The organism is Methylomarinum vadi, from assembly GCF_000733935.1.
GTDB classification, from domain to species: Bacteria; Pseudomonadota; Gammaproteobacteria; order Methylococcales; family Methylomonadaceae; genus Methylomarinum; species Methylomarinum vadi.
The window spans coordinates 4,149,278-4,168,089 of the sequence record NZ_JPON01000001.1; the positions used below are offsets into that span (position 1 = coordinate 4,149,278).

18 protein-coding genes are annotated in these 18,812 nt (G+C 51.7%); 11 read left to right on the forward strand and 7 right to left on the reverse strand.

Annotated features, from left to right (window positions below):
- Nucleotides 1-23: 23 nt before the first annotated feature.
- The 4 genes from EP25_RS22230 to EP25_RS0120630 all read right to left on the reverse strand — a co-directional run bounded on the left by EP25_RS22230 (nt 24) and on the right by EP25_RS0120630 (nt 5,195).
- Nucleotides 24-1,826: an ATPase, T2SS/T4P/T4SS family gene (locus EP25_RS22230; RefSeq protein WP_051906948.1), complete on the reverse strand. Its 1,803-nt coding sequence runs from the start codon at nt 1,824-1,826 to the stop codon at nt 24-26.
- Nucleotides 1,802-2,431, reverse strand: a complete 630-nt coding sequence (locus EP25_RS0120615; RefSeq protein WP_031435599.1) for a hypothetical protein — start codon at nt 2,429-2,431, stop codon at nt 1,802-1,804. The genes EP25_RS22230 and EP25_RS0120615 overlap by 25 nt, the downstream gene beginning before the upstream one ends.
- Complete coding sequence (locus EP25_RS0120620; RefSeq protein ID WP_031435600.1) at nt 2,428-3,810, reverse strand: hypothetical protein; 1,383 nt, start codon at nt 3,808-3,810, stop codon at nt 2,428-2,430. The genes EP25_RS0120615 and EP25_RS0120620 overlap by 4 nt, the downstream gene beginning before the upstream one ends.
- Before the next feature lie 491 nt (nt 3,811-4,301).
- The gene (locus EP25_RS0120630) at nt 4,302-5,195 is read right to left on the reverse strand and encodes a hypothetical protein (RefSeq protein ID WP_031435601.1); all 894 of its coding nucleotides are present in this window, start codon (nt 5,193-5,195) and stop codon (nt 4,302-4,304) included.
- Between the two features lie 892 nt (nt 5,196-6,087).
- On the opposite strand from EP25_RS0120630, the gene EP25_RS0120635 reads away from it, so the two are divergent.
- The 5 genes from EP25_RS0120635 (at nt 6,088) to EP25_RS0120655 (ending at nt 10,070) form a co-directional block, all read left to right on the forward strand.
- A complete protein-coding gene (locus tag EP25_RS0120635; RefSeq protein WP_031435602.1) occupies nt 6,088-7,440 on the forward strand; it encodes a prepilin-type N-terminal cleavage/methylation domain-containing protein in 1,353 nt (450 codons plus the stop codon).
- A 157-nt stretch (nt 7,441-7,597) separates the two neighbouring features.
- Nucleotides 7,598-7,942: an REP-associated tyrosine transposase gene (locus tag EP25_RS0120640; RefSeq protein ID WP_152555698.1), complete on the forward strand. Its 345-nt coding sequence runs from the start codon at nt 7,598-7,600 to the stop codon at nt 7,940-7,942.
- Between the two features lie 79 nt (nt 7,943-8,021).
- Complete coding sequence (locus EP25_RS0120645) at nt 8,022-8,558, forward strand: REP-associated tyrosine transposase (RefSeq protein ID WP_031435604.1); 537 nt, start codon at nt 8,022-8,024, stop codon at nt 8,556-8,558.
- Nucleotides 8,559-8,624: 66 nt separating this feature from the next.
- The gene (locus tag EP25_RS0120650; protein ID WP_152555699.1) at nt 8,625-9,404 is read left to right on the forward strand and encodes a hypothetical protein; all 780 of its coding nucleotides are present in this window, start codon (nt 8,625-8,627) and stop codon (nt 9,402-9,404) included.
- 87 nt (nt 9,405-9,491) lie between these two features.
- Entirely contained in the window at nt 9,492-10,070 is a 579-nt protein-coding gene (locus tag EP25_RS0120655) for a Uma2 family endonuclease (RefSeq protein ID WP_031435606.1), read from the forward strand.
- A gap of 65 nt (nt 10,071-10,135) precedes the next feature.
- Here the strand turns inward: EP25_RS0120655 and EP25_RS0120660 are convergent, their stop codons facing one another.
- Nucleotides 10,136-10,435 carry a hypothetical protein gene (locus EP25_RS0120660; protein ID WP_031435607.1) on the reverse strand — a complete coding sequence of 100 codons (300 nt, stop codon included), beginning with the start codon at nt 10,433-10,435 and terminating at the stop codon, nt 10,136-10,138.
- Nucleotides 10,436-10,913: 478 nt separating this feature from the next.
- Here EP25_RS0120660 and EP25_RS0120665 point away from each other — a divergent pair, with 478 nt between their 5' ends.
- From EP25_RS0120665 to EP25_RS0120680, 4 genes are all read left to right on the forward strand, one after another.
- Nucleotides 10,914-11,087 (forward strand): rubredoxin, encoded by a 174-nt coding sequence (locus EP25_RS0120665; protein ID WP_031435608.1) that lies wholly within the window; start codon nt 10,914-10,916, stop codon nt 11,085-11,087.
- Between the two features lie 142 nt (nt 11,088-11,229).
- A complete protein-coding gene (locus tag EP25_RS0120670; RefSeq protein ID WP_235185968.1) occupies nt 11,230-14,478 on the forward strand; it encodes an efflux RND transporter permease subunit in 3,249 nt (1,082 codons plus the stop codon).
- A 1-nt stretch (nt 14,479) separates the two neighbouring features.
- Nucleotides 14,480-15,547 carry an efflux RND transporter periplasmic adaptor subunit gene (locus EP25_RS0120675; protein ID WP_031435610.1) on the forward strand — a complete coding sequence of 356 codons (1,068 nt, stop codon included), beginning with the start codon at nt 14,480-14,482 and terminating at the stop codon, nt 15,545-15,547.
- Nucleotides 15,548-15,713: 166 nt separating this feature from the next.
- Nucleotides 15,714-16,316, forward strand: coding sequence for a hypothetical protein (locus EP25_RS0120680; RefSeq protein WP_152555700.1), 603 nt, complete (start codon nt 15,714-15,716; stop codon nt 16,314-16,316).
- Here EP25_RS0120680 and EP25_RS0120685 read toward each other — a convergent pair.
- The gene (locus EP25_RS0120685) at nt 16,275-16,718 is read right to left on the reverse strand and encodes a hypothetical protein (RefSeq protein ID WP_031435612.1); all 444 of its coding nucleotides are present in this window, start codon (nt 16,716-16,718) and stop codon (nt 16,275-16,277) included. The two genes, EP25_RS0120680 and EP25_RS0120685, sit on opposite strands and share 42 nt — an antisense overlap.
- A 48-nt stretch (nt 16,719-16,766) precedes the next feature.
- Here EP25_RS0120685 and EP25_RS0120690 point away from each other — a divergent pair, with 48 nt between their 5' ends.
- Together EP25_RS0120690 and EP25_RS0120695 are read left to right on the forward strand one after the other, a co-directional pair.
- A complete protein-coding gene (locus tag EP25_RS0120690; RefSeq protein WP_031435613.1) occupies nt 16,767-17,438 on the forward strand; it encodes a DUF2076 domain-containing protein in 672 nt (223 codons plus the stop codon).
- 215 nt (nt 17,439-17,653) lie between these two features.
- On the forward strand, nt 17,654-18,427 hold the full coding sequence (locus tag EP25_RS0120695) for a hypothetical protein (RefSeq protein WP_152555701.1): 774 nt from the start codon (nt 17,654-17,656) through the stop codon (nt 18,425-18,427).
- Between the two features lie 67 nt (nt 18,428-18,494).
- On the opposite strand, the gene EP25_RS0120700 is transcribed toward EP25_RS0120695, so the two are convergent.
- Nucleotides 18,495-18,719: a hypothetical protein gene (locus EP25_RS0120700; protein ID WP_031435615.1), complete on the reverse strand. Its 225-nt coding sequence runs from the start codon at nt 18,717-18,719 to the stop codon at nt 18,495-18,497.
- Nucleotides 18,720-18,812: the final 93 nt, after the last annotated feature.

Here is an 18,812-nt window from a genome sequence, read left to right on the forward strand (position 1 = left end):
CGGGTGGTTGTTTAGTCCATAAATCACCACGACGAAGCAATTTGTATCACCTCGCCGATCGACGTTTCGCCGTGTAACAGTTTGTCGATCGCATCGTCGAGCAAACTCTTGATGCCGGCATCGCGCATTTTGGTCACCAGTTGCGCCTCGCCTTCGCCGTCGGCCACCGAACGCGCCCAGTCCTCTTTCAATTCGAGCATCTCATACAAGCCGATGCGGCCGGCATAGCCTTTGCCGCCGCAATAAATGCACCCGCAGGGATCGTAAATTTTCTTCTGGACCAGCTCGGGACGGCCGATCGTGATCGCCTCCAGCTCCGTCAGGGGGCGCGCGATGCGGCAATGCTTGCACAGACGGCGCAACAATCGCTGCGCGATGGCGAGCCTCAGGGCCGCTGCCACCAGGTAGGGTTCGACGCCCATATCCAGCAGGCGGGTCACGGTCGCGGCGGCGGAATTGGTATGCAACGTTCCCAAGACCATATGGCCGGTCAGCGCCGCCTTGATGGCGATGTCGGCGGTCTCCTTGTCGCGGATCTCGCCGACCATGATGACGTCCGGGTCGTGCCGCAGAATACTGCGCAGCGCCTTGCCGAAACTGACCTTATCATTTGCGTCGACCTCGCATTGCGCCACGCCGGCGATTTCGTATTCGATCGGGTCCTCGATCGTTATGATGTTGACGTTGCGCTCGGCCATCAGCATCCGGATCGCGGCATACAGGGTCGTGGTCTTGCCGCTTCCGGTCGGCCCGGTCATGATCATCATGCCCTGTATTCGACGCAGGAAGGTCTCGATCAACTCTTGATGCCTGAATGTGAAGCCCAGTTTGTCCAACGTCAGCGAATCGGTTTGCACGGCCAGCAGCCGCATCGTGACCCGCTCGCCGTACTTGGTCGGGAGCGTCGCGACCCGGACGTCGATGCGGCGTTCGCCGGCGACGAATCGATGGGAAAAACGGCCGTCCTGCGGCGAACGTTTTTCCGCGATATCGAGGCTGGCCATGACCTTTAGCCGGCTGACCAATTCGGTGTAGACATGGCTGTTGATCTTGTTGTAGACCTCCAGTTGGCCGTCGGTTCTGAAGCGGATGGTCGCGCCGTCGAAGTTGGGGTCGATATGAATGTCGGAAGCCTGGCGCATATAGGCCGCATAGAGCAGGTCGTCGCCCAGGTTGACGGCGGCGGCCTGATTGTTTTCTCCGGCGACGGCGTTGGGCAGGGCCTGGATTTGTCCCGGGTTGCTGCCGTAAACTTGCTTTAACTTAATTTCCAGTAAGTTCGTGGGCGCCCGCCACAGCTTGATTTCCGTTTTCAGGAAACGTTCCAGTAATTTGACCGTTTGCGAATTGGCCGGACCGCTGCAGGCGACATGAGTGACATCGTCCTGTAACAAAAAAGGGAGTGCTTTTTGTCGTAAGGCGATATTGCCGGGCAGTTTCAGGGCGCAGGTCGGACAAACCTTGACATCCTCGATGTTCAACTGATGGCTTTCCGGGTCGAAACCGACATGATCGACATATTGCACGCCGAAATGTACGTTCTGGCCGTATTGTTTCAGCCAGCATACCTCGGCCATGCGGGTGAAACGGCGGTTTTCCGCCTCGACGTGCAAGGTCAGTCTGACGTTTTCCCCGATCCAGTCGACCTCGTCGCTGACGACAAGGCGGGCGCCGCTGCCGGTGATGTCGGCGACGAAGCCGTGTACGAGACTGGCGTCGCCGTCCCGGAAAATCGTCGCATTCCATCCGGCTATCGCTTCTCTTTCGTTGGTGCGCAGTTCTTCGGACGAAGCCGAGTGTTTCAAATCCACAGTTCCAGCATCCATTGTTTCAGTCCCACTTCGTGTTGTTCGTCATCGGGCAGATTGCCCATGGTCAAAAATACCGGTAGCGCCTTGATCTTTTCATCGGCCAGCTGCCGCAGCATGGCGTAGACATCCACGTAGCGGCCGACAAAACGGATGCGATGAGTCCTGATTTGGTCGTCCATCTTCAATGCGTCGCTCAGCCATTGCCGGACATCCACGATGGATTGCGGCATATGGGCGAGTTGTTTTCGTTCGTTCGCCGATTCCTCGCTGATGCGCAGGCGGTGCTGATCCAGCAGCAGCGCGATCCGGTCGATCGCCTCATGACTGTCGTTGCCCCCATAAAGAAATCCGGCTTTTTCCGACAGTCCGTTTTGCACGGCTTCGTCCTTTTGCTTCAGCTTCAACAGCTCGTCCTGCAAGCGGTTTTTTTGATTTTCCAGTCCCGGCAGGGCGGCGCTGGAAATGCCCCGTTGCATCAGCAGGCGGTAGGCGTCCTCGGCGGTTTTCGCCTGGTCGCTGACGATGCCGCTGATGAAGACGAAATAGATCACCGAGATCAGCAGTCCCGGCAATATCCGCTTCAGCCACAGTTCGCGTTGTTGTTCGGGCGTCATCGTCATGACTTCTCGTCCTCGCCGAAGCCCGGAATGCCCTCGTCGATCAGCCTCAATTCGAACGACCAAGGCCCGTGATCCTCGAATAAATCCATCGCCACTTTGGTCGGCGCCTGCACTTGCCAATTCAGGTCGGCGAGGTTGGCTTGCAAATGGCTCGCCAATTGATTGGCCAGATGCGGCTTCAAGGTTACCCCCGTGACGACGATGTCGTTGTTGCGCTGTTCGATCGTTTCCACCACCAGTTCCTGGTCGCGGCCATTGGCCAGTTCCCGCAATAATCGAGCGGGACGGTGCTGCAACGTGGCCAGCGTGTTGGGGATCAGATCGGCATCGCCGGTCAGTTTTCCCAGTTTCTTTTCCAACGCCGCTTTCTGGTCCCGGCTCTGATTGATCTGTTTGCGCAACGCCTGCATGGAGCGGTCCGTTTGGCTCAAGGCATCGGCTTCGGCCTGGTAATGACGGCTTTGCTGGATGAACCAACCGGCATGCAGCAGGCACAACAACAGGGCGCCGCCCCCGGTGCCGGCCATCCAGGCGATATCGGGATTGTAGCGGGACGGCGGCGTGATGAGCGGAATCGGAGGATGTTTGGTCGCAATCAAGGTCTGCGCCCATAATCCCAGCCAGGCATTCAGGTCGTGTTCCTCGTTCAGGCGGAATTGCGCGTCGCTGTCGGGCAGCACTTCAAGCTTGTTGTTCAGCAGGGTTTCACGGGGCGTGTCGGTCCCGGCGTCATCCAGCCATTGCTCCAGTTCCGAGCGCCAATGCGGGTTGTCGAAAGAAAAGACCTGCAGGTTCGAATGATCCTCGGTTTGCCGCAACACATGCAGCTGATTCGGCCAGGCTTCCAGTCTGAGCCATTCCGGGGCCTCCGGCTTGGCCAATGCCAGCGGCAGGCCGCCGGGGTGGAGCAGGCCGGCCAGCTTGGTTTTGCATTGCTTGGCCGCCTTAAGTAGATCGTCCAGCGCCAATTGATCGATCTGGGTCAACCAATAATCGCTCATGTCGTCGTCGCTCCTGACGAAGCGAAAGGCGATACGGCTGTCTTGCGAGGACTGTCCGGTGATGCCTTCCAGCTCGAATTGCAGTGCCTGCGTCAATGTGTTTTCGTCGACTCCTTGCACTTGCAGGCTCGGTACATTGACCAGATGGGTGGGGAGGCGCAGGAACAACAGCCACAGTTTGCGGCCGAACGGGACGGTTTGATCGCTGATTTTTTGCAGTGTTTTCGCCAGCCTGGCCGGTTCTTCGCAGCCGCGTTCGATCGTTTCCAGATCGGTCAGCAGAACGCCCTTGCGGTCGGCATCGACGCGGAAAGTCTTGACTTCGGTAATGAACAGCAGGGTGTGGGCGGCGCGCTTGCCAAAACTGGGGAGCTTCATTGCTTATTGTAATTCTTATCTATAAAGCCAAAAAACATCGAGTTCGCAGGATGGACGGAAAGCAGGGAACCCCATCGTCAGGTCGATAAAATTCGCCGATCTGGGGCGGATCGACCCTTCCAAATTCTTCGTTAAAAGTCCGCTCATCGAAAACAATCATACCGCTGCACTCTCGACGAAAATGCAGCGGTATAAAAGGGGAACCGGCATCCCTGTCCGGTCCCAAAATCGTCCTTAATTAAGAAGTCCCTGGGTTGGTAGTCTTAAATCCTTGTTAGACGAAACCGGACCACGAAAAACCGAGGGGAGGTTTGCGGTCCGGTGAGTAGGAAGGTGTCGCTCCAAGTAGCCCGGATGGCACGTTGGCAGAATCCGGGAAAAGACGTTTGCGGCTTTCCCGTATTACGCGATGGTTTCGTTCGGGCTACTTGCTAATTACTTGCTATGTTTTGGAATTCGTCATCGAGTTCAAAACATTATTTAACTAGGTATTAGCTACCTTCTTGATCAGCGCGATCATAAAAGCGTTGCAAAGATGCTTGAGGGCCCTCGATATCCGACATAGCCATGGCTGTACATAGTAAAGTGGCATTGTCGGCTGAACCGTTTCGACCCACGTCATTATCATTGTCAACTCTAAAGATTGCCACAAAACGGTTGTAACGGTTGTTCGCATTCATCGCGCCGACTTGAGCGAAATGAACCGGCGCTTGCTGTATAGTGCGTCCAATCATGTCACTTTCAGGTCCCACTCCCAACATGACATAGATGTTATCTACCGTGCCGTCACCATCTGTGTCAGCGGCAGCATTTTGGATGCCACAGATGTGTTCAACGTTGTTAATTCCGGGATTAGCAATAGCAGCCGCAGTAGCAGCGGCTTCATCAGGATGAACAGTTAATAAAAAATCAGTCGCAGCCGGCGCTACACCATTAATAGCTCCCATCATGTTTATGGCCCAATCGCCTGTGCTGTCGTTATAGTTGAATGTTGGATTGAATGCAGTGCAGTCGGCATCCGCGGCATCATCGCACATGCCTCTGAGCGAGGTAATCCCGGCTCTGAATAAAGATTGTGTGTTTGTTGCATTAACGTTAACTGGCGCAACAATTGCGTTATTCATCAAATAACTTGTTGCAGCACCCGTCGAATCGATCAGTCTGTCTAGGTTTCCTGGATATCCTTGATATTTGGCGTCATAGCCTGCAATTGCTTTAGCAACCTCTGCTAAGCTATCGGCGCCGGATGAGTCATGAGTACGGCCGACAAAACCGCCGACATAAGGAATCAATAGACCGGCCAAACCGACCAACACCAGCAGGACGACGGTCAATTCAATTAAGGTCATACCCGCTTGGCGGGCCATCTTGTTATAATGTTTCATGTAGGGTTTCTCCCCGTATTCTCGTTAGTTAATGGTTTAAGTGACCCTAACGAAGTCACTGCCCTTAGCTGTACCAGAGCGCCCGGCAGTGGGGGGGAAGCCCTTCCCCCATGTTCGTGACTCTCCTCCCGTTACGGCCGGTCCCGGCCGTGTCTCATCCCTGAGGCGAACGAACTTGTTAGACGGTTGATATATAGCAGAGACCGTGCCAACAAGTTAACTCGCTGTTTTTGTTGAGCGAACAATGCTTGAGGTTGCCCAGAAATATAAAAAACTGTGTGAAATAACCTATTTCAGCTGCGGCATATCCCGCATTTTTGCCGTTGCTCGTCGAATGCTAGCGCCTAAGTAGCTTGTACCCTGCGGGTAAAACCCATCAAGGCTTTATAACCGGTAATCAGCCCGCAGTAGAAACAGGGCGTCAGCGACACCGATCAAGGCCGGCTGAAATTTCCGTCGCCTTACCCCTTCCTTTCCAATTTAACCGGCGAAAAGAGTCCGTCAAGTTCTCCCTAGGAACTGGTCGTAAATTATTTTCCAGCGGCCGTTCTCGCGCTCCGGAGGTTGCCATAAAAGCCAGACTGTAGGTTGGGTTAGCGCAGCGTAACCCAACATAATCAAAAAGATACCTTTTATTACATTCGGTTCGCCATCCCTTTTCGACATTCTCCTCTCCGGGAGAGGAACGTTACGGTCTAGGTTACGATGCAGAATAGGGTATCTACATCGGGAAGTTATTGTTTGCCAAATTCTGAGTGAAATAAGGCAGGACAAATGCTGGAGCTAAAGCGAAGCTTGCGTACCTGCCAAAATCCTGTGACCCCATCATTTATGCTTGGATTGCTTCATGGGTATATTTATTGCTTAAATGTTTTAATTTTTTGCTCAATCGATGAAGCCACGTTTATCCATTCAAAACGGTTTTTCCCTGCTGGAATTGCTGGTGGTGCTGATGCTGATCTCGGTCGTCGGCACCATCGCCATCCGTTCCACGGTGGATATCGGCTATTCGGCCCGCTACGAACAAACCCGCGACCGCCTGGAAAGCATCCGCACCGCCATCATCGGCAACCCGAAGCGTACCATCAACGGCCAGCCCGATATCTCGGGGTTTGTGGCGGATATGGGGCGATTGCCGGTAAATTTAAGGGAATTGGTGGACCAAAATTATTGCACGGTTGATAGAACTATTGATGAAACTACCTCAGGAACAGCGGCGGCGGACTGTAATGCCATAACTGCGGATAGTTGGGTTAATCAGACTGGGTATACCGCCGGAACGAGTGACACATTAAGTTTTGGATGGAATGGTCCTTATTTACGTATTTCATCAGGAGTAACGGATCCCGATACTTATACAGATGGTTGGGGCAGAGAGTCCCAAAATATTTCTGATTTTGATTTTGGATGGCTATATTCAATTACTGGCAATGACTTGATTATAAAAAGCTTAGGGAAAAACCAGATTGTCGGAGGAATGGGTTTCGACGAAGATTTAAAAGCCGCTGTGTTAGAAGAAGAATGGAAAAAAAACATAGAAGCTGGAATTACCGCAAATATTTCCGCTTCTTACTCTCCAGCCGTGCCAGTTCCTTGTGATGCATCAGTTATTGAGGAATCAGCAGTTTGTACTGCAGCCAACTGGAGCGGAGGGAGTTGTAGCGGGCCGGAAACCAATAAAACTGATTGCCTCAATAATTCAGGAACTTGGACGGATTGCACAGCCTCATTGCCCACATCCAAAGCGTTTTGTCTAACAAACGGCGGAATATGGTCATTCAATTCTGAGAACATTTGTCTGAAAGTGACTTATAGAGCAATTAATGCCACAACCGGAGCTACGGAAATCAATAGTGGCTTTAGCAATAATTCTGTACCGATTACCGAAGATGGATTATCGAAGTTGATAACATTCGGTTTTAATGCTGGATCAAAGTTGCCTGTAGGTTCGGCGCTTATAGGTGTCTACAGTTCTGATACCGCGAACTGCAATGCTGCCGACACGGTTGCCACTTACCCGGCAACTTGTGTTGATACATTTTCCAGTGCAACATTTACACAAGCAAATTGTGTCGCTAATTCAGGAAAATGGAAAGTTATCGGTGGTGTAAACCATTGTTACGGCATGAAATCGTTTGAATGTACAGGAACTACTGCTCCAGAGTTAGGCGGTGAATTAAAACTTAAACCGGATATAAAAATACCTATTATTCCTGGTGATCAACTTATATCCATTAACTGGTAAATTTATCAAGCTAGGATGGGTAGCAAGGTAGGATGGGTAGAGGCGATAGCCGAAACCCATCAGTCTGATACAGGTTGATGTCCTGGATAAACGATGGGTTTCGCGTTGCTCTACCCATCCTACACTTCTGTAAATACATGTCATATAGGTGGGTCGTATGACCAATTACCGACGATTGAGAATTGAGGGAGGGTGTTATTTTTTTACCGTGGCGTTGTATGATCGGCGTTCGAAGCTATTGGTCGATCATGTCGATGAATTGAGGGTGGCTTTTGCCGAGGTGAAAAAACGACATCCGTTCCACGTCGATGCGATCGTGATTCTGCCGGAGCATTTGCATTGTATCTGGACGTTGCCCGATGGCGATTGCGATTTTTCCATGCGTTGGCGCCAGATCAAAGCGGAATTTTCGAGGCAGTTGCCGTCGATTGATGCAAGGTCGGGCAGCAAGGTAGGATGGGTAGAGGCGATAGCCGAAACCCATCAGTTTGATACAGGTTGATGTCCTGGATAAACGATGGGTTTCGCGTTGCTCTACCCATCCTACACTTCTGTAAATACATGTCATATAGGTGGGTCGTATGACCAATTACCGACGATTGAGAATTGAGGGAGGGTGTTATTTTTTTACCGTGGCGTTGTATGATCGGCGTTCGAAGCTATTGGTCGATCATGTCGATGAATTGAGGGTGGCTTTTGCCGAGGTGAATAGACGGCACCCGTTCCACATCGATGCGATCGTGATTCTGCCGGAGCATTTGCATTGTATCTGGACGTTGCCCGATGGCGATTGCGATTTTTCCATGCGTTGGCGTCAGATCAAAGCAAATTTTTCGAGGCAATTGCCGTCGATTGATGCAAGGTCGGACAGTCGGGAGAAAAAAGGGGAGCGCGGAATTTGGCAGCGGCGTTTTTGGGAGCATGCGATTCGGGACGAGACCGATTTTCAACGTCATGTGGATTATATTCATTACAATCCGGTCAAGCATGGTTGGGTATCGCGGGTAGTCGATTGGCCTTATTCCTCTTTTATGAAGTTTGTCAAACAGGGTTTTTATCCGGCGAATTGGGGAGTGGATCATAGCGATAAAAAATTGGATATTTGGGAGTATATCTAATGATGGGTTTCGCTGCGCTCTACCCATCCTACGGAATGTTAATAAAGTCGTAAGGACGTATAAATGATGAGTTTAAGAAATCAATCAGGCATGACCTTGATGGAGTTGACGGTTGTATTGCTGATCTTGATTGCGTTGGCCGGTTTGGCGATTCCCTATGTCGGTGGCACCGGACGTATGGCGATGTGCCAGGCGACCGATGCGACGATGCTGGCGGTGAAGGAGGCCATCATGGGTGGAGCTTCGGGGCCGGGGTTTTATGGGGATTTGTTGGGGGAATATCCGCGTGATCGATACTTTACGACAGGATACAACCTACATTATTTGTTCAATCGAGATAACGGATTGGATGACGATTCAGATACGCATAATAGCGATACGATAAATTTCGATGGTGTGTTCGATGCCGATGAGGAATGGCGTGACTATAATCCGAGGACCGGCGTAGGTTGGCGTGGTCCTTATTTGATGAGCGGACAGATCCCTAATTCCGGTATTGATAGTTCGTTTGCTAGTCTTGCAACCCAGATTTACGATCCGGCCACCAATACATCAGGGAAAGTACACGCCATCATTAATGATTCGCTAAACGCACAGGCAATGGATGCATGGAATCGGCCTATTGTTTTACAGGTCCCATACAATGCAGTGACTGGAAAATACGAGCTGGAATATGCTCGATTGGTTTCAGCCGGTCCAGGTGCGGGTATAGCGCCCGGCGATGCGAAGATCGATACGGCAATTCACAATAATCCGAATGCGAGTGACCGTGGCGATGACCGCGTGTTGTATTTAAGAATGCCCGATCCCTATGCAAACGGCAACATTCCTTGCGATCAACTGTGATGCTGATGTAAGCATCCCCTAAAATCGCTATATCCATGCTGTGTTATACACCGACCGATATAAGGCGGTATTTGTCTGGAGAATTTTATGCAACAGGCCGAACAACCGATTTTTGACACCGATGCTTATTTGCTTTGCGAAGAAGGGCAGGAGGAAAAATACGAATATATTGCCGGCGAGGTGTTCGCGATGGGCGAAGCCCGCCGTGAACATGTTGTGGTAAGCGGCAATGTTTTTGCCGCATTTAAACAACGCCTGAAGGGTAAGCCATGCCAGGCCTATATCGCCGACATGAAATTGCGTGTCGAGCGGGCGGATGCTTTTTTTTATCCCGATGTGATGGTGCCTTGTCATGAAGAGGATCATAAGGCCGAGCAGTTTTTGTCTCATCCCATCTTGATCGTCGAGGTTCTGTCCGAGTCGACCGAAGCCTTCGACCGGGGTGGAAAGTTTGCGGCGTATCGGTTATTGGCCTCGCTGCAAGAATATGTCATTGTCGATATCAAAACGAAACGGTTGGAGTTTTATCGGCGGACTCCGGACAATGATTGGTTATTGCACGATTCGGTGCGCGACGAATTCTGCGAATTCAAAAGTTTGGATTTGTCCGTACCTCTTACCGGAATATTCGAGAACGTCGAGTTTGAGGAAGTTGGGACAGCTTAACTACCGGTCTTTGCATATTATTTCAAGCTGGTGAATGGTCAACCGATTTCGCCGCCTTCCCTCATTTAATCGGAATGATTTTTCCGCATCAACTCGGCTATCATGCGTTTTTCTTCCTCGCTTAACAGATTTTGCAGTTGTAGTGGGCGGCTTGCGTTTCGTTGGTTGGCGTGGTTGGATTTTTTCCTTCGGTCTTCAACCCGCCGGTCGCCTCGACGGCGGTCCTGCTTGGGCCATAAAAAATGTTCCTGCTGCACCCAGGCTAGCCATTCCGGACTGCCGAACGGGTAATCGACGGCGCGCCTTTCTTTCACCCGCCGCTCCTGCTGGCGTCTGCTATAAGGCTTGGAATTACTGGAAGTCATAACGTTGATATAAAGAGTTTGGTTGGCAACTTAAGTAACGAAAGCAATGGCTTACAAGTGATTGTAACCGGAAAAAGCTGTGGTTAAAAACTTCGTTGTTCGATTAGAGTTATTTTTTGAATGAAATTTTCCGATATTAGCCGCAGTGAGGTGCTTGCAGCCAAGGTTTTATAACCTCAAAACCCTCTCGTATTTGTCAGTCATTTAATACATTAGTGCTTGATCGGTGCTAAAAGTTTCTTATGCTTTTATGGTGATCGATGTGGAGAGATGAAATGCTATTCGTCGCTGTTTCAATTTGATTGTGTGGCAGTAAGCAGGCCTTTCAAGTGAAATGACAAGGAAAAAAATTGATGTTTCTTTTGAATCGTCATCACCGAACGAGATTGGCAATCAACTATAAATTTCATGGTTTTTTTCCTGGAATTGTTTGGTTACAATCAAGAGGTTTTTATTAGCTAATAATAAGGATTGAACAATGGCAGAAGAATTCAAAAAATATAAATGCAAAACCTGTGGTCACATTTATGACGAAGCGAAAGGCGATCCCAGAAACGGTATCGCTCCCGGAACACGCTGGGAAGATTTGCCGGACGATTGGGAATGCCCAGGCTGCGGCGCCGCTAAGGTGATGTTTACCTTGGTGAAATAAGATCAATAATATTGCCGTTAGCTATTGATAACGGCATTGCCGGCCAGGGACGGCCGCTCCATCAGCGGGTCGGAAATTGACAATTCCGGCGCAACCTAATTACCATGCATCTAATATTAGAGTTATTTAATAATGGATGCCGGTGAATACATCTCCTTCCTCCACTCATAATCATTTATTGGATCGCCTGGTCGCTTACGCCTTGCGCGGCGGTCTGCCGGTATTCTTTTTTATCGTTTCGTTGTCGTTGGGCGTGATCGCGTTAATGCTGACGCCGCGCGAGGAAGAGCCCCAGATCGTCGTTCCGATGGCCAATGTCTTGGTATCAGCCCCCGGCCTGTCGGCCAAGCAGGTGGAAAAGCAAGTCACCGTGCCGCTGGAAAAGTTGTTGTCGCAGATAACGGGCGTGGAACATGTTTATTCCCGCTCCGTGACCGGCCAGGCCATCGTCACGCTGCGTTTCTATGTCGGCGAGGACCGCGAGGATTCCCTGCTGAATGTCTACAACAAGTTGTATTCCAATCAGGACAAGGTCCCTGCCGTGGTCGGCAACTGGATCGTCAAGCCGATCGAAGTCGATGATGTGCCGATCGTCGTGATCGGCTTGTGGAGCCAACAACCCGACCGATACGGCGATTACGAACTGCGCCGCTTCGCCGACGAAATTTCCACCGATTTACAGCAGATCGAGGACACCAATCAAATCACCGTCAGCGGCGGCCGTCCGCGCCGTATCAATATTTACTTGAATCCGCAGAGTCTGGCGGCACGACACACCTCGCCGTTAGAGGTGCTGCTTGCGATTAAAACCGGCAATCAGTTGCATCAGGCGGGTTTGGTGTCAATAGGGCAACAATCTGTACAACTGGAAGTCGGCGATTTTCTTTATTCGGCAGGGGAACTGCGGGAATTGGTGGTCAATCGGGTCGACGGCGTTCCGGTATATTTGCAGGATGTGGCCGAGATCGAAGACGGGCCGGCCGAAGTCGACGAGTACAGTTGGTTGCGTTTTGCCGAAAATCATCCGTTGGCCCGGGGCTATCCGGACGATTATCCGCTGGTGACGCTGGCGGTAGCGAAAAAACGCGGCGCCAATGCCGTCGCTGTCGCCAACGATATTCATCGGCGTATAGAGGATTTGAAAAGCAAATTATTGCCGGCGGAAGTGCAGGTGGAAGTGTTGCGCGATTACGGTAAAACGGCCAACGACAAGGTCAACAACCTGACCAGCAGTCTCGCTTTTGCCATCGCCACCGTGGTGATTTTCATTGGCGTTTTTTTGGGCTGGCGGCCGGCGTTGGTGGTCGGTTTGGCGATTCCGATTTGTTATGGCGCAACGCTGGCGCTGGACATGGCTTTCGGCTACACGATCAACCGGGTGACCTTGTTTGCCTTGATATTGGCGCTCGGTCTGCTGGTCGACGACCCGATCACCGGCATCGATAACATCGAACGCTTCATGCGCCAGGGGCAGGGCAGCCAGTTCGAGCGTATCATCGCGGCGATGGCCGAGATCCGCCCGGCCTTGTTGATGTCGACGATCACGATTATCCTCGCCTTCATTCCATTGGCTTTCATCACCGGCATGATGGGGCCGTATATGGCGCCGATGGCGTTCAACGTGCCGGTGGCGGTGTCGCTGTCGACCGTGGTCGCCTTTATGGTGACGCCCTGGCTGGCCAGCAAGGCGCTGAAGCCGGTCGAGGATGCCGGTACTTCGACAGCGATGAAGGGTTTTTATGCGCGCTTGATTCAACCCTGCATCGCCAGCCGTCGGTCGGCCTGGTTGCTGGTTGGGATTATGATTGTGTTGTTCCTTATTACCGCCATGTTGCCGGTGTTGCGGATGGTGCCGTTGAAACTGCTGCCTTACGACAACAAGGATGAAATGCAGATCATCGTCGATATGCCGGAAAACAGCAATCTGGAATACACCGCGGCGATCACCCGCCATGCTATGACGCTGGCCGGGCAACTGCCGGAAATCTACGCCCAGGCGGCTTATGTCGGCAAACCGTCGCCAATCGATTTTAACGGTCTGGTGAGACAATACGATTACCGCATCGCGCCCAATCTGGCCGATATCCGCCTGACCCTGGCGCCGAAACTGCAGCGCGAACATCAGTCCCATGCGGTGTTGTTGCGGCTGCGGAAATTATTGGCGCCACTCAACCACGATGGCATATCGGTCAGGGTGGTCGAGGTGCCGCCAGGCCCCCCTGTGCTGAGTACGCTGGTGGCGGAGATTTACGGTAAAACCTTCACCGCCTACGAACAACAGCAACAGGCCGCGCAAGGCGTCATGCACCGTCTGGCCCAGGAACCATTCGTCGTCGATATCGATTCCAGCGTCGCCGCCGCGCAAAAGCGTTGGCGCTATCGAACCGACAAGGAAAAAGCGGCCCTGTCCGGCATTTCCACCCAGGATATCGCGGCGACAGTGGGTATTGCCAATCAGGGCCGGGTAGCCGGTTATCTCAATCTGGAGCGGGAAGTGCAGCCGGTCGCTTTGCAGTTGCAATTGGCCAAGCCGGATCGCAGCAGTCGGCATGACTTCGACTCGTTGACGATCAAGGGGCGGGGCGGCAACCTGGTGCCGTTGCATGAATTGGGAGAATTTATTGAAATCCCCGCCGACCAGCCGATTTTTCATAAGGATTTGCGGCCGGTCGTTTACGTTATGGCCGAACTGGAAGGGCGCACGCCGGCCGAGGTCATCGCCGACGTCAATGCGGATATGGGCGGCGGCGAAACCGACGCGCCTTCCTGGGAGCGACGCAGTTTTCTGTCTTCGGGCGGCGGCATGCCTTGGCATTTGCCGGATGACGTGACGCTGTCGTGGAGCGGCGAGGGCGAATGGAAAATCACCGTGCGCGTGTTTCGGGACATGGGCTTGGCGTTCGCTTTTGCCCTGGTCGGTATCTTTTTCGTGCTGCGCATACAAACCGATTCGGCTACCCTGTCTCTGATCATCATGTCGTCGATTCCACTGACGATCATCGGCATCATGCCCGGTTTTTGGCTGCTCAACCAGTTCGGCGAACGCTTTATCGACGGCAGCCCCGATCCGGTCTTGTTTACCGCGACGGCGATGATCGGCATGATCGCCCTGGCGGGCATCGTCGTGCGTAATTCCTTGATATTGGTCGAGTTCATCACTCAGGCCAGGGAAGAAGGCATGGGACTGCGCGATGCCTTACTGCAGGCCGGTGCGGTCAGGATGCGACCGGTATTGCTGACAGCCGGCACCACCTTGCTGGGTAATATCGTCATCGTGTTGGACCCGGTTTTCAGCGGCCTGGCCATCGCCATCATCTTCGGCATCCTGGCGTCCACGTTGTTCACGCTGGTGGTGGTGCCGACGGTTTATTACCTGATTTACGCGGAATGACATGAATAATAAAACGAAAACCTTGTTGATGGCGCTGGCGGCAATGGCTTTGCTGGTGTTGATGATTTTATGGATGGCCGGGGCATTCGAAGACAAAATTGCGCCGGCTACGCTCGCGGCCGGCCCGGCCTACCAAGGTCAGACATGGCAAGTGAAAAAGCAATCGCTGCCGCAATTTGAGGAAATCGCCGGCACGCTGCAATCCGAACAATCCGCCTCGGTTGCCTCGCAAATCATGGCGCGGGTCAAACATGTGCATGTACATGCCGGCGATCGCATCGACAAGGGCGATCTTCTCATCGAATTGGATAATGTCGATTTGAAAGCCCGTGTTGCGCAGGCCCGCGATCAGCGCAATGCCTTATCGGCGCAATTACAGCGGGCGAAATTACATTATCAACGCACCCGCGATTTATACGCCAAACACAGCGCGACATTGGCCGCATTGGAAGCGGCCACGGCCGAATATCATAGTGTTCGTTCTCAATATTCCGCCGCCGGCGAACGCCTGGCCGAGGCTGAACATGCCTTGGGCTATAGCGAGATTCTAGCGATATTTTCTGGATTAGTGGTCGATCATTTCGTCGAAGAAGGCGATATGGCGACGCCGGGGATGCGGCTGTTGTCGATTTATGATCCGCATAAGCTGCGCGTTGCGGCCTATGTCAGGGAATCGTTGGCATTGCAATTACAACCGGGGCAAACGTTGCAAGCCGAGATCGATGCCTTGCGTCGGAAAATGCCGGTCGTCATCGAGGAGATCGTTCCGGCCGCCGAACCCGGTTCGCGTAGTTTTCTGGTCAAGGCGAAAATCGATCACGATTCCCATTTATTGCCCGGCATGTTTGCCCGCATCCGTATCCCGTTGGGAGTGGAGCGGAAATTGTTGATTCCGGCCCGTTACATTAAACGCGTCGGACAATTGGACGTAGTGTGGGTGTGGCGTGACGGTGTCGTGGAAAGACGCTTTGTGCGTTTAGGGGAAAAAAGCAACGATCGCGTGTTGGTAATCAGCGGCTTGCAAGATGGTGAGCAGTTGGTGGCGCCGGAAGATCTAGCGGATCGGTAAACCCGAATGAACGATTCGAAGTCATGATTATGCACGGCAGTAGAAAGCTATCCGTTAGCTGGTATGATAAAAAGCAGTTTGGCTTTGAATAGTGAAAGGTGCATAAAATATGTTTCAGCGCTTAAATTGTAAAAGCAATTGCACTAAATCCGTCATAGGGTGGCTTTTGCTGGCATTTGCAACGTTGTCCGAAGGCGAGACCCGGCAAGATATGGAGTCGTGGAGCTATCATCAAGAATGGGATAAATTGACCAATGTGAATTACAGCCTGGCGCGTTCGCCGTTGCCTCGGCGCGGCGTGTACGACACGCTGAGATTGGAGGTCGTCTGTAAAAACAAACAATTGCAATTCGCCCTGGACTCCTACAATTTGATTACTTCCAAGGGCAGCGCTTTCGATTTCGACTATCAAATCGACGACAACGAGCCGGTGGCCTTGAAAATGCGCACCTATCCGGATACCAAGCGGCGAGGTTATACCGATGAACAGGTAAAACGTATCGTCGAGGATGTGTTATCCGGCCAGTCGATTTTTATTCGCGTTCACACCATCATCAGGACGGTGCTGTCCAGCAAGATCTCCCTGCAGGGCGCCGCGCAACCGATAGGCCAAGTCCTGGCCGACTGCGGCGTGACGTTACCGGGGCAGGAAAACGGGCAGGCCGGTTATAGCCTGGCCGATTTCGAACGGGACTTGAAAACATTGCCTCCGGCACAACAGCGTCGGCTATTGGACAAAATCAAGCTGTTGCTGGATGAAATGCGTTAATCGGCCATTGTAACCAATTGACGCTCCGCCGGTTTCGTTGAACAGCAATACCAGGGTCAGCGCGACCGGTGCCGGCAAAACATGGTCTTTACCTGCGCTGGCAATTCCCTGGTCAGTAAAAGTCAGGAAATTTTTAAGTTTGGCGAAGAATCCTTTCTGCTCAAACCCCGGTTTCTTGGCGGGAAGGCTGCCTAATCCGGCGACGACTCGTTTACCTTGCACGAGATGCCATTCCAAGGGGACGGCGCTGAAGATTCTGTGAAATATCTCATCGGGGTTGATCAGGCGAAAACGTTCTTTTTTGTCCCTATCGAAGGAGAACTTGTGGCTGGTTGGATGGTCAATGTCTGCAATTGGAACTTTCGATTCTAAGAGGCTAAGGTCTTCCAAGATAAACAGCAATTCATTCTCTTACAAGATTGGCATTATTAGCTAAATAACGGAGTTATTATGAATACACAAGAACGCGAAAAACTCAGTCAATTTTTACAGCAATTGGTTGACGTGAAACTTACCGAAAAGGATCAAGAGGCGGACAAATACATTAGCAGCGCGATTAGCAATCAGCCGGATGCGACCTATTTATTGGTGCAAAAGTGTCTGATACAGGATCAGGCACTGCACGCCGCCCAAGTTCAAATCGCGGATTTGCAACAGCAACTGCGGCAGCAAAAGAATGCTACGGCATCCGGCTCTGACTTTCTGCATAACGATCCGTGGGCAACGCCTAAGAAAGAGAACAGTGTCCCAGGCGCTGACAGTTATCAGGTTCCGTCGGCGTCGGACAATGCTAATTTTTCTCGGATGTCGCCGCAGAACCCAGGAGCGGGGTTCGGTTCCAGCTTTTTGGGCAATATCGCCAGCACGGCGGCGGGTGTCGTAGCCGGGTCGTTTTTATACCATGGCATTGGCAATCTACTCGGCCATCATGGTTCACCCTCATCGTGGGACCAATCCGCCGCCGATGAGCAAGTAGGCGAGCAGACCGTTATCAATAATTATTACGGCGATTCCGATCAATTAGCCGATAGCGATATGAGCGATAATTATTTTTCCAGCAACGCTGACGATAGTTTTTTGGACGAAAGCGGTTTCGATGATTTTGATTCGGACTGGGGATAATCGAATAGCCTAAATATCCCCAAAATTAATACAGCGGAAACGTAGCGCGATACAATTTTTTGTCTATGGACAAACGAGTAACCGAAAACCAAATTGTGGGGATATGGAAAGAAGCGAAACCCGGTTGCTGATTTTTTTGAGCGGCCGGAAACACGGTATTGGTAAAAGCACTTTTACTTACCGTCGGGAATAAATGGCGGTAAGAAACGTCCAATGTGCTGAATGGAAAGACGTTCACAATGGGAAAGCATCACAAACAAGTTCATTCCGGCCTCGACATCTATGTCGGTGCACGGGCTGCCGAAGTATTACGTTCGCATTTGCCGGAATTGAAACGGCTGATCGAGATGGAAAGCGATGCCACTTATCATGCTCCCGACATCTTATTCTGGCGTCTACGCGGACGTCTTCATGATTTTCTGCGTCAGGCGCTTGAATGGATCGGCCTTCGTTGTTCTAAACGGCAATCGAAATTCGGCGATCGATTTTTATACCGGCTTTACCCTAGTATCTGGTTTGATAGATGGACTTTGCATCAAGAGCGCGCATGGGCTTTTAAGGATGCGCTAAAGCTTCTGCAGCAGTCCCAACTTGCTGTAGCATTGGTGGAAAATAACATGGTCGGTGTTTCTGGATACAAACTGGGTGGAAAAACGGACGATGGACGCGAGGTCTTTGAAATCACCAAGACGTGCATTTTGCCTCGTTATCGCAAACGCGGTATTTATCAATTGTTGAGGGAAGCCGTCGTTTGTTTGATACGGCAGCGTCACGGTTCTTCCCCGATAATGTCGTTTACCCGCAATCAGTCGGTTATCCGGCGTTGTCGGTTTCTTCGATGGAAAAACATCAGTCTGCAGGAATACGGAACGGTACTTAGCCGGGTAGGGCGGAACGGCCCGCCGGAGGATTTAATCTCTGAATTTATGAAACATAATTGGCAAGCTTTTATGTACGATCCATCCTGGGGGGCGAACGACGATAGTTAACCGGTTATTTAGGCAAGCCCATAAGGTGCTCCGATAGGATGCGCCTCCTTGCGTCGGCACATTCTTTTTAGCGCACCTTTTCGCGTTTACGCCAATTCAAATCCTCCCGCTTCATCGTGTCGTAAAGCACATCTTTGCCCATGCCGCCTTGTAAACCTTCGCGAACAAACACCTCGACCGACGCCTTTTTCAACCACAGCGTCAGTGCATAAAACACTTCATCGATGGGCGTTCCCGAGTGCTTCTTGAAACCGGCGCGATGCAGAAGGTTTTCATCCCGATTTGCTTCCAAAGGCTCGCAAAGATGTTATCCATTAATAAATCGCTGCGATTCAAAAAATCGACGGTCAAGGCTGGAAGTTCAGTAATTTGTGTGGCACGATGC

What these genes read in the sequence shown, in the direction of transcription:
- EP25_RS0120655 (WP_031435606.1), top strand. Translation starts at nt 9,492, where the DNA reads ATGCAACAGGCCGAACAACCGATTTTTGACACCGATGCTTATTTGCTT.
- EP25_RS0120620 (WP_031435600.1), bottom strand. Translation starts at nt 3,810, where the DNA reads ATGAAGCTCCCCAGTTTTGGCAAGCGCGCCGCCCACACCCTGCTGTTC.
- EP25_RS0120660 (WP_031435607.1), bottom strand. Translation starts at nt 10,435, where the DNA reads ATGACTTCCAGTAATTCCAAGCCTTATAGCAGACGCCAGCAGGAGCGG.
- EP25_RS0120640 (WP_152555698.1), top strand. Translation starts at nt 7,598, where the DNA reads ATGACCAATTACCGACGATTGAGAATTGAGGGAGGGTGTTATTTTTTT.
- EP25_RS0120615 (WP_031435599.1), bottom strand. Translation starts at nt 2,431, where the DNA reads ATGACGATGACGCCCGAACAACAACGCGAACTGTGGCTGAAGCGGATA.
- EP25_RS22230 (WP_051906948.1), bottom strand. Translation starts at nt 1,826, where the DNA reads ATGGATGCTGGAACTGTGGATTTGAAACACTCGGCTTCGTCCGAAGAA.
- EP25_RS0120690 (WP_031435613.1), top strand. Translation starts at nt 16,767, where the DNA reads ATGAATACACAAGAACGCGAAAAACTCAGTCAATTTTTACAGCAATTG.
- EP25_RS0120635 (WP_031435602.1), top strand. Translation starts at nt 6,088, where the DNA reads ATGAAGCCACGTTTATCCATTCAAAACGGTTTTTCCCTGCTGGAATTG.
- EP25_RS0120630 (WP_031435601.1), bottom strand. Translation starts at nt 5,195, where the DNA reads ATGAAACATTATAACAAGATGGCCCGCCAAGCGGGTATGACCTTAATT.
- EP25_RS0120650 (WP_152555699.1), top strand. Translation starts at nt 8,625, where the DNA reads ATGAGTTTAAGAAATCAATCAGGCATGACCTTGATGGAGTTGACGGTT.
- EP25_RS0120645 (WP_031435604.1), top strand. Translation starts at nt 8,022, where the DNA reads ATGACCAATTACCGACGATTGAGAATTGAGGGAGGGTGTTATTTTTTT.
- EP25_RS0120675 (WP_031435610.1), top strand. Translation starts at nt 14,480, where the DNA reads ATGAATAATAAAACGAAAACCTTGTTGATGGCGCTGGCGGCAATGGCT.
- EP25_RS0120665 (WP_031435608.1), top strand. Translation starts at nt 10,914, where the DNA reads ATGGCAGAAGAATTCAAAAAATATAAATGCAAAACCTGTGGTCACATT.